Origin of the sequence: Oceanicaulis sp. UBA2681, from assembly GCF_002354675.1 — a bacterium.
Classification (GTDB): domain Bacteria; phylum Pseudomonadota; class Alphaproteobacteria; order Caulobacterales; family Maricaulaceae; genus Oceanicaulis; species Oceanicaulis alexandrii.
In genome coordinates this window covers 111,739-120,787 of record NZ_DEMB01000014.1, presented here as the reverse complement: position 1 = coordinate 120,787, position 9,049 = coordinate 111,739, and the positions used below count along the sequence as shown (strand labels likewise).

Genomic DNA, 9,049 nt, shown 5'->3' with positions numbered 1-9,049 from the left:
TCAGGGGTGAGCACCTCAAACCCCGCCTCCCGCGCGGCGTCCACCCAGAGGCTGCGCAGATATCTCAGACGCGCCGCCTTGCGCGCCGGGCCAATGGCGGCGTGCAGATCGAGGGCTGCAGGAATGGCGAGAATGGCGGCGAAATTGGTCGTTCCGGTGTGGACGCGCGCCGACAGGTCGCCGGGGCCGCGCACGGCTTCGCCCATGAACGGATCAATATCCTCGATCCGGTCTTTGCGCACATACATCAGGCCGACGCCCAGCGGCGCGCCGATCCATTTGTGCAGGTTGAAGCCGATGAAATCAGCGCCAAGATCAGCGGCCTGAAAGTCGATCTGCCCCCAGGAATGGGCCGCATCCACAATCACATCCACCTGCCGGGCGCGGGCCATGGCGCAAATCTCAGAGACCGGAAGGACCAGCCCGGTGCGATGGCTGAGATGGGTGAGCAGCATCAGGCGCACATGCGGATTGGCGATCAGCGCCTGTTCATAGGCGTCGATCAGGCCCTGGCGCGTAGCGGGTTCGGGCAGGTTGATGGTCACAAGATCCGCGCCGCGCCGCTCGCGCAGCCAGCCCATGGCGGTCTGCATGGAGCCGTAATCGAGATCGGCGTACAGCACGCCATCGCCTGGTGAGAGTTTGTTATAGCCGCCGATCAACGCTTGCAGCGCTTCGGTGGCGTTGCGCGTCAGGACGATTTCGTCCGCGTCACAGCCCAGGGTCCGGGCGATCTGGTCCTTGATGGCGCGCGCCTCGGCCCAGAATTCGCGCCGCGCATAATAGGAATTGCGGCGGTTCACGGTCTCCACATGCGCCAGATAGGCGTTTTGCACCGGCCGCGCCATCATCCCCCAATTGCCGTGTTCCAGGTGTATGACCTCGTCGGTGACGTCGTAGAGCCCTGATACGTCAGCCCAGAATGTTTCATCTTGCGCGGCTTCAAACGGGTCGGCGCTGACGGCGGGCAAAGCGCGAGCCATGCCCGTCAGGGACAGGCCGGCGGCGGCGGAGAAGATCGATCGGCGGGTCATAAGCGGCATCGGGAACTCGTCTCAGCTGGGAAACGCAACAGGGGCGCCGCATCAACGGCGCCCCTGTGCCTGTGCAGATTTGCAGTCCTAGAAATTGGCTTCCAGGCGCAGATAGTACTTGCCGCCGTCGGTGTCGTACGGGGCGTTGCGTGAGTAGATCAGGCCGCGATTGGCTTGGCGGCGCGATTCATCGGGATAGGTGTCGAAGATGTTTTCGGCCCCGACGCGCATGGCGAAGTTTTCGTTCAGCTCGACGCGAAGACCGAGATCCACGAAGATTTCCGCCCCGAAGTCCTGATAGATGACGTTGGCGCTGTCATCGGTGTCCGTCCACTCGCCATAATAGCGGGCGCGAGCGTTCAGGCTGTACCGGCCCAGAGCGTAATCGGCGCTGAGAACGGCGTTGTGCTGGGGCAGGCCCTGCTCGAACACGGTGCGCGAGACATCGTTGAACACGCCACTGGCGGCTTCACCGGTGACCTCGGTTTCGTTGTAGTTATAAGCGCCCGTCAGCGTCACGGCGCCTTCGCCCAGATCAAAGCCATAGCTCGCCACCAGATCGAGACCGCGGGTGCGGGTGTCAAACTGGTTCTGGAAGAAGGAGACGCGGGTGATGCTCTCTCCGCCCGGAACCCCGAGCGCCGCCAGCTGGGCCCGTTCCGCGTCGGTCAGGGTGAAGCTGCCAAGCGTCGAGAACCGATCATCCACATCGATCTGGTACAGGTCAGCGGTCAGGGTGAAGCCGCCGGCGTGCTGGTACGTCAGACCCAGCGAATAGTTCTGCGAGGTTTCAGCATCCAGCGCCGTGATCTCAGGACCGGTTGCGCGGGCGTTGATGATGTCCGCCACCGGACCGACCGGGCTGAAACGCCCTGAGGTGACAAGGTTCAGCGTGGTGCTGTCCAGCCCTTGCGAGGTGCGTTCAGAGCGCAGCTGACCGGGGGTCGGGGCGCGGAAGCCGGTGGAGGTGGTGGCGCGGATCGCCAGAGCCTCGGTCAGCTCATACCGGCCTGACAGCTTGTAGTCAGTGGTGGAGCCGAACTCCGAGAAGTCTTCAAAACGCAGCGCCGCAGCCAGCGTCAGACGATCCGTGACAGGCGCTTCCAGATCGACATAACCGGCATAGCTGTCCTGAGAGAAGCTTCCTGCCTGCCGATCAGAATAACCCGGAAACCCGTTGGAGCCTGACGGCAAGCCGTCAACAGCGAGCGGACCGACGGCGTAGGACGCTTCGTCGCCGGCTTCGATTTCATACGTCTCTTCACGCGCTTCCACGCCGAAAGCCACGTTGACGGGTGCTGCGAAGGCGTCGACCGCCCAGCCATAGACGAAGTCGAGATTGAAATTGGTTTCCTGCTGGGCCAGCACGCCGGCGTTGAAGCTGGTCGGGCTTTGCGAACCCAGCGAAGCGTTGATGGTGTTGTAGATGAAGTAATCGACTTCATTGCGGCCGCGAGACGCGCTGAAATCCCAGCTCAGCCCGAAATCCAGGTCGCCGCGCAGACCGGCCACAACCTCATAGTCTTGATCCTCGGACCCGAACTGCGGGGAGAAACCGGCCGGGAAAGTGGCGCTCAGATCATAAGCGGGGTCCAGCGGGCTGGTGCGGTAGGCGCTGGTGAAAGCCGGGTTGCGCCAGTTGAAGTCGCTGACGCCCTGGCCTTGAGTGAAGGTGGCGTGGCTGTAGCCTTCAACAAAGTCGGTGATCGGAGCGGCGGCGTTCAGGGCGAAGCGCACGACCTCACGTTCAGGCTGACCCCAGTTCTGCACCGGGTCGGCGACCTGAATGCCGGTCGCTTGTTCGAACGCGATGGCGTCCGGGCGCTGGCGCGACCGCGAGGTGCGCTCGGCGGTCACATGCTCAAGCGTCGCCGTGGCGAAGCCGCCGTCTCCCAGCTCAAAGCCCAGCTGGGCGCCGATCTGATATTCTTCGCCGTCCCCTTCGTAATACTGGGAGGCCTGGGCGAAGGCGCGCAGTCCAACCGTCTCGTCAAGGATCACATTGATCACGCCGGCGATCGCGTCAGAGCCATATTGCGCCGAAGCGCCGTCGCGCAGAACTTCAACCCGGCTCACAGCGAACGCAGGCAGCGCCGCCATGTCTGTGGACTGGGCGCCGCGCGAGCCAAGCAAAGCCGCCCGGTGGCGACGCTTGCCATTGACCAGAACCAGGGTCTGGTCAGGCGACAGGGTGCGCAGACGCGCCGGGCGAATGAAAATGGCGCCGTCGGCCATGGGCAGGCGCTGGATGGAGAAGGCCGGGTTCAGAACGGCCAGGGAATCCATCAGTTCATCAGACACCACGCTGTCGAGGGCCACACCGGAGATCACGTCCACGGGCGCCAGGGAATCCAGAGCTGTCCGGCCTTCACGGCGCGTGCCGGTCACGACGATGATGTCATCGCGTGCGGCGGCGCTGGTGTCCGCTTCGGATTGTGTCTGGGCGAAGGCTGGATGAGCCAGAGCTGCGGCGGCAGCGCCGGCAAGAAGCAGGATGCGCATGAATTGTCCCTCCAAAAACGCGTCGATGACGCTGCGGGACCCCATGCACCGCAACGCGTCCGCTCAAATGTGATGGCGGCGTCGACCGTGAATGGTTAGGGGCGGCGTGTGACGGAACAGCGATGCTTCGGCGACAGATTGAAAAATTTATGTAATTATTTTATGTACTTATAGTCCGAGCTCGGATCAATCCCGCTATAATGAGCGATGGGGTTTTGACACCGGATTCATGATAGTAAGACACCACGTCAAGGAGGCGCGCCGCGATGATCGACACCGACACCCTGCACCTGCAATGGGCGCTCAGCTATCCGTTCCCGCGTCCGCAAACGCCCTTCATCTTTCTCGACGGCGCAACCTGGCCCTTGATGCAGACGAGCGGCGGGTTTGGCGACTGGATCATTGATCACGCCAAGGGACCGATGCGCATGGCGGATGCGTTGGGCGAACAGCGGCTCGCCGAGTTCGAGCGCGGCGCCTATCACGCCGTTGCGGCGGTCGGTTCAAACGCCGCGCCGGCCCAGCTGCGCCGCAAGTTCCGCGATCATCTCGATGACGTCGCCATTCCCGTCATTCAGATCAACGTGCCGGACCATGTGGTCGCCTACGCCAACCGCATCGCGGTCTATGGCTCGATCCCGGCGACTTTGGTGGAGCGCCCCGGCGGCTCGGTTCGGGTCTGGGCGACGCTTCTGACGACCCGCGACTACGCCATCATGAACGGCACCGAAGACCGCGGCGAGATCTATGACGGCGTGCCGATCAGCCCGATCCATGTGCCCGAAGCGGTCGAGAATTCGTTTGAAGCCTATGCCTGCCTGACGGGCTCTCTGCCCTTGCGGGTCTCGGCTTTCCCGTCCGAAGGCTGCGGCTGGCCCGTGGGCGGACAATGGGAAGCGCAATCCGCCGCCATTCGCGCGCTGGAGCTCGATCTCTCGGTCGATCACTTTGTGCTGGAGAACACCGCGGATCCGGAGTTGAGAGCGGCGCGGGATCTGGCGCTGTCGAAGGTGGGGTAGGAAAGCGCCTGATGTCTTCCCCTCTTTCCCGGCGAACGCCGGGAAAGAGGGGAAGATTACATCTCCCCTTGTCATCCTCCGCTTCATGCGGGGGATCCATGCGGGTTGGTTCGATAACAGGTTCCGGCATGGATTCACCGGATAAACCGGTGAATGACAGGGATATATGAGTGAAACCCAAGCCTGTGCGAGCACCCCTCTCCCCCTTCAAAAGGGGAGAGGGGTAAGATTGAGCTCTACTTTTTCAGCCAGCCCTTGTTGACCACTACTTCGGCGATCTGGACGGCGTTGAGGGCTGCGCCCTTGCGCAGATTGTCGGACACGATCCACAGGGCGAGGCCGTTCTCGACGGTGGGGTCGTTGCGGATGCGGCTGACGAAGGTGGCGAATTCACCTACGCTTTCCACCGGGGTGACGAATTGCGGTTCGTCCTCGTCGGCGCGGTCAATCACCATCAGGCCGGGCGCTTCGCGCAGCAGGTTGCGGGCGTCGTCTGCGGAGAGCTCGCGTTCGAGCTCCAGATGGGCGGCGACGCAATGGCCGACAAAGACCGGCACGCGGGCGCAGGTGGCGAAGAGCTTGATCTTGGGATCAAGGATCTTCTTGGTCTCGACCGTCATCTTCCACTCTTCCTTGGTGGCGCCGTCCTCCATGAAGACGTCGATCTTCGGAATGACATTGAAGGCGATCTGCTTGGGGAAGACTTCCGGTTCGATGGGGTCGTTGACGTAGATCGCCTTGGTCTGGTTCCACAGCTCGTCCATGGCTTCGCGGCCGCCGCCGGAGGTGGACTGATAGGTGGCGCAGCTCGCCCGCAGGATGCCCGCCGCGTCATGGATGGGCTTCAGCGCCACCACGGTCTGGATGGTGGAGCAATTGGGATTGGCGATGATGTTTTTCTTCGGCCGCTCGTTGAGCGTGTCCGGGTTCACTTCCGGCACCACCAGCGGCACGTCCGGGTCCATACGCCAGGCGGAGGAATTGTCGATCACCAGCGCGCCGGCCTTGGCGATCTTGGGCGACATCTCGCGCGAGACATCCCCGCCTGCGCTCATCAGAACGATGTCGACGGTGGAAAAATCAAACGTGTCGGCGTCCTTGATGACGAGGGTCTTGTCGCCATAAGAGACTTCGCGGCCGACCGATTTCCGGCTGGCCAGCGCATAGACGGTTTCAGCGGGGAAGAGACGCTCTTCCAGAATGGTCAGCATTTCCTGACCGACAGCGCCCGTAGCGCCCAGAACGGCGACGTTGAGACCCATAATGCTTCCTCGATTTCAGCTGACGGTTGATTTATGTTTGGCTACATTCCCCTGATGGGTGGTTTTGTAGCTATTCTTGCTCTTGTTCAGACCGGTTTTACGGCGATCATGCTGGGTGTCCTGGTGTCCGTCGCCATCAGGTTCTGCATGGTGATGGACCGGTATGACCGGTCTGATGAAGAGCCTTAAAGAAAAACCCCCGGGGCCTGTCTGGCCCCGGGGGTTTTCACACCGGATAGACCAGACGTTTAGCCCAGGCTGGGGTCAATCTTCTTGCAGGCTTCCACGAGACCCTTCACCGAATCCACCGAATGGTCGAACATTTCCTGCTCGTCCTTGTTCAGGGTGATTTCGACGATCTTCTCAACGCCATTGGCGCCGATCTGGATCGGCACGCCCACATACAGGCCGTCGACGCCGAACTGGCCGGTCAGGTGCGCGGCGCAGGGCAGGATGCGCTTTTTGTCGTTGAGATAGGATTTCGCCATGGCGATGGCGCTTTCCGCCGGGGCGTAGAAGGCCGAACCATTGCCCAGCAGGCCGACGATCTCGCCGCCGCCCTTGCGGGTGCGGTCGACGATGGCGTCGATCTTCTCGTCGGTGGACCAGCCCATCTTGACCATGTCGGGCACCGGGACGCCGGCGATGGTGGAATAGCGGGTCAGCGGCACCATGGTGTCGCCATGTCCGCCCATCACGAAGGCGGTCACGTCTTCCACGGACACGTCAAACTCTTCGGCCAGGAACCAGCGGAAGCGCGCGGCGTCCAGAACGCCCGCCATGCCGACCACTTTGTTGTGCGGCAGGCCGGAGAACTCGCGCAGCGCCCAGACCATGGCGTCCAGCGGGTTGGTGATGCAGATCACGAAGGCGTTCGGGGCATGCTTCTTGATGCCTTCGCCGACCGATTTCATGACCTTGAGGTTGATTTCCAGCAGGTCGTCGCGGGACATACCCGGCTTGCGCGGCACGCCGGCGGTGACGATGCACACATCCGCGCCTGCGATCGGGGTGTAGTCCTCAACCGAACCGCCGGTCAGATGGCTGTCCTTGCCGAAGACGGGGCTCGCCTCACACAGATCCAGCGCCTTGCCTTTGGCGGTGCCTTCGTTGAGGTCCATCAGGACCACGTCGCCCAGCTCTTCACGAGCAGCGATATGGGCCAGGGTGCCGCCGATCATGCCGGCGCCGATAAGGGCGATCTTTTTGCGAGCCATGGAAATACTCCTCAAGCCTTGCGAGGGGGCGCGCCTTTTGATGCAGGCGCGAAGACGGGTGTGCCTGATCTACTCCGCTCAGCGGCGAAGTGCAATGCACAGACGGGAGAAGACCGCTCACACGACCGTCAATCGCCCAGCCAGTGCATGAAACTGACATTGCGAATGCGGTCTCCGCCGATCTCTGCGCCGCCGATCAGGGCGGGCGCGTCCGCTTGCGGCGAGACGCCCGTGTGCAGATAGTCAGGCTGGATCTGACCTGAAATCAGGATCAGGCCCAGGGTTTCATCCTGCGCACGGAACTCAAAGGCTCCGTCTGTCAGGGTCAGGCTGCTCGGGCGGATGCGGCGATTATCAAGCCAGTAGGTCTGGCCCAGCTCGTTCACGGCCGTTTCGCCATCAACCGGGTTCAGGCTCAGCCAGACCGGAATGTCGTCCGCCGCGGCGCCGGACTCCCGCCAGGCGTCAAAATCCATCCGGTGTCCCACAAACAGATGGTCCACATCCCATCCGCCGGCCGTCAGCCCGCCATTGGGCAGAAAGTAACCGCCAGGCTCAAAACTGACAGCGACGTCAAACGAGGCCGTTTGGGATGTTTCGGCGTCTGTGTCGGTGTTTGACGCAGCGGGCATGCGGGCTTCAGAGCATCCCGTCACCATTAGCGCGCTGGCGCTCAGGGCAAGCAATTCACGGATCATCATACGTCTCCCCAGACAATAATGACCAGTGTGCCCTGTTAATCGTGATGCGTCATTCAGATTGCGTGTCCGTGTCTCCCGTCCGGCGTTCAGCGGCCAGATAGGCGTGCCCGCTCATCTCGAACAGACGCGAGACGGTGCGCTGGAACTCAAACGCGAAATCCCCTTCAGGATAGAGGTTCGCCGCTTCCACCGCCGCGCTCATGATCAGCTTGGTTTTGATCTCGTAGAGCGCGTCGATCAGGGTGACGAAGCGCTTGGCCTGATCGCGCTTGTCCGGGGTCAGAAGCGGCGCCCGGTCGATCATCACCGTGTGGAAGGTTTCCGCCACCATCAGGTAATCCGCCGGGCCCAGCGGTTTGGCGCACAATTCCTCGAAGGTGAAGCGCGCGACGCCGGCGGCCTGGCGCGGGACGACCAATTCACGGCCCTGAACGTCGAGGATGCAGGTCTGCACCTTGGCGCCGCGGGTCAGGCGCTTGAAGGCGGTGTCCATCGCTGAATCCGCTTCCGATCCCAGCGGATGGTAATAGACCGGCGCAGCTTCCAGTTGTTCCAGGCGATAATCGCGGCCGGAATCCAGCTCCTGAACGTCGAGCGTGTCCTTGATCAGGTCTATGAAGGGCTCAAACAGCTGACGGTTCAGACCGTTTTTATACAGATCGTCAGGGTGACGGTTAGAGGTGGCGACCATCACCACCCCTTCCGCGAACAGGCCTTCAAACAGACGGCCCAATATCATCGCGTCGCCCACATCGGTGACCTGCAATTCGTCAAAGCATAACAGCCGCGTCTGCTTGGCGAGCGCCTTGGCGACGCGCGGCAGCGGGTCCGCATCTTTCTTGGTGCGCTCATGGGTGATGCGCGCCTGGATCTCCTGCAGGAACTGGTGAAAGTGCACGCGGCGCTTTTTGCTGACAGGCGCGGCGTCAAAAAACAAATCCATCATCAAGGATTTGCCGGTTCCCACACCGCCATAGAGATACATGCCTTTGGGCGCGGGTTTCGATTTGCTGAAAAAGCTCGACTTGCCTTCATTCCACTCGGCTAGCGCCTCACACAGCGCTTGCAGGTGCTGGGCGATCTCGGCCTGGCCAGGGTCGGGTTGCAGTCGGCCTTCGGCCACCGCCTGTTTCAGGCTGTCCACAGGACCCATGGGTTAAAGGCTCCAGACCAAAGCCGCCGCGGCGATCAGCGCAAAGCTGATTGCGGCGGCGAGCCAGACACAAGCGGGACGTTTGAGGGTGCGCATGGGCGCTTCGATACCCCGATGCGCCCGTCCCGCCAAGATGGCGGTGGTCATAGCATTATGAGGTT

At 62.2% G+C, this 9,049-nt stretch carries 9 protein-coding genes; 2 read left to right on the top strand and 7 right to left on the bottom strand.

Going from position 1 to position 9,049, the window contains the following annotated elements:
- Both B3M53_RS11230 and B3M53_RS11225 read right to left on the bottom strand, forming a co-directional pair.
- Positions 1 to 1,043 (bottom strand): aminotransferase class V-fold PLP-dependent enzyme (locus B3M53_RS11230; RefSeq protein WP_286800420.1); only part of this gene is annotated, 1,043 nt, incomplete at its 3' end.
- 78 nt (positions 1,044 to 1,121) lie between these two features.
- Positions 1,122 to 3,536: a TonB-dependent receptor plug domain-containing protein gene (locus tag B3M53_RS11225; protein WP_273020299.1), complete on the bottom strand. Its 2,415-nt coding sequence runs from the start codon at positions 3,534 to 3,536 to the stop codon at positions 1,122 to 1,124.
- Positions 3,537 to 3,802: 266 nt separating this feature from the next.
- Here B3M53_RS11225 and B3M53_RS11220 point away from each other — a divergent pair, with 266 nt between their 5' ends.
- A complete protein-coding gene (locus B3M53_RS11220; protein WP_273020298.1) occupies positions 3,803 to 4,555 on the top strand; it encodes a hypothetical protein in 753 nt (250 codons plus the stop codon).
- Positions 4,556 to 4,791: 236 nt separating this feature from the next.
- Here B3M53_RS11220 and B3M53_RS11215 read toward each other — a convergent pair whose 3' ends face one another.
- Positions 4,792 to 5,817 (bottom strand): aspartate-semialdehyde dehydrogenase, encoded by a 1,026-nt coding sequence (locus B3M53_RS11215; protein WP_273020297.1) that lies wholly within the window; start codon positions 5,815 to 5,817, stop codon positions 4,792 to 4,794.
- A gap of 33 nt (positions 5,818 to 5,850) precedes the next feature.
- On the opposite strand from B3M53_RS11215, the gene B3M53_RS11210 reads away from it, so the two are divergent.
- A complete protein-coding gene (locus B3M53_RS11210; protein WP_286800419.1) occupies positions 5,851 to 6,006 on the top strand; it encodes a hypothetical protein in 156 nt (51 codons plus the stop codon).
- Between the two features lie 59 nt (positions 6,007 to 6,065).
- Here the strand turns inward: B3M53_RS11210 and mdh are convergent, their stop codons facing one another.
- From mdh to B3M53_RS11190, 4 genes are all read right to left on the bottom strand, one after another.
- Positions 6,066 to 7,034, bottom strand: a complete 969-nt coding sequence (gene mdh / locus B3M53_RS11205; RefSeq protein ID WP_022700690.1) for a malate dehydrogenase — start codon at positions 7,032 to 7,034, stop codon at positions 6,066 to 6,068.
- A 128-nt stretch (positions 7,035 to 7,162) separates the two neighbouring features.
- The gene (locus tag B3M53_RS11200) at positions 7,163 to 7,732 is read right to left on the bottom strand and encodes a hypothetical protein (protein WP_273020295.1); all 570 of its coding nucleotides are present in this window, start codon (positions 7,730 to 7,732) and stop codon (positions 7,163 to 7,165) included.
- A gap of 52 nt (positions 7,733 to 7,784) precedes the next feature.
- On the bottom strand, positions 7,785 to 8,888 hold the full coding sequence (gene zapE, locus B3M53_RS11195; RefSeq protein ID WP_273020294.1) for a cell division protein ZapE: 1,104 nt from the start codon (positions 8,886 to 8,888) through the stop codon (positions 7,785 to 7,787).
- Positions 8,889 to 8,891: 3 nt separating this feature from the next.
- The gene (locus B3M53_RS11190; protein ID WP_273020293.1) at positions 8,892 to 9,035 is read right to left on the bottom strand and encodes a hypothetical protein; all 144 of its coding nucleotides are present in this window, start codon (positions 9,033 to 9,035) and stop codon (positions 8,892 to 8,894) included.
- Between the last annotated feature and the right edge of the window lie 14 nt (positions 9,036 to 9,049).

What these genes read in the sequence shown, in the direction of transcription:
- B3M53_RS11225 (WP_273020299.1), bottom strand. Translation starts at nt 3,536, where the DNA reads ATGCGCATCCTGCTTCTTGCCGGCGCTGCCGCCGCAGCTCTGGCTCAT.
- mdh (WP_022700690.1), bottom strand. Translation starts at nt 7,034, where the DNA reads ATGGCTCGCAAAAAGATCGCCCTTATCGGCGCCGGCATGATCGGCGGC.
- B3M53_RS11210 (WP_286800419.1), top strand. Translation starts at nt 5,851, where the DNA reads ATGTTTGGCTACATTCCCCTGATGGGTGGTTTTGTAGCTATTCTTGCT.
- B3M53_RS11200 (WP_273020295.1), bottom strand. Translation starts at nt 7,732, where the DNA reads ATGATCCGTGAATTGCTTGCCCTGAGCGCCAGCGCGCTAATGGTGACG.
- zapE (WP_273020294.1), bottom strand. Translation starts at nt 8,888, where the DNA reads ATGGGTCCTGTGGACAGCCTGAAACAGGCGGTGGCCGAAGGCCGACTG.
- B3M53_RS11190 (WP_273020293.1), bottom strand. Translation starts at nt 9,035, where the DNA reads ATGACCACCGCCATCTTGGCGGGACGGGCGCATCGGGGTATCGAAGCG.
- B3M53_RS11215 (WP_273020297.1), bottom strand. Translation starts at nt 5,817, where the DNA reads ATGGGTCTCAACGTCGCCGTTCTGGGCGCTACGGGCGCTGTCGGTCAG.
- B3M53_RS11220 (WP_273020298.1), top strand. Translation starts at nt 3,803, where the DNA reads ATGATCGACACCGACACCCTGCACCTGCAATGGGCGCTCAGCTATCCG.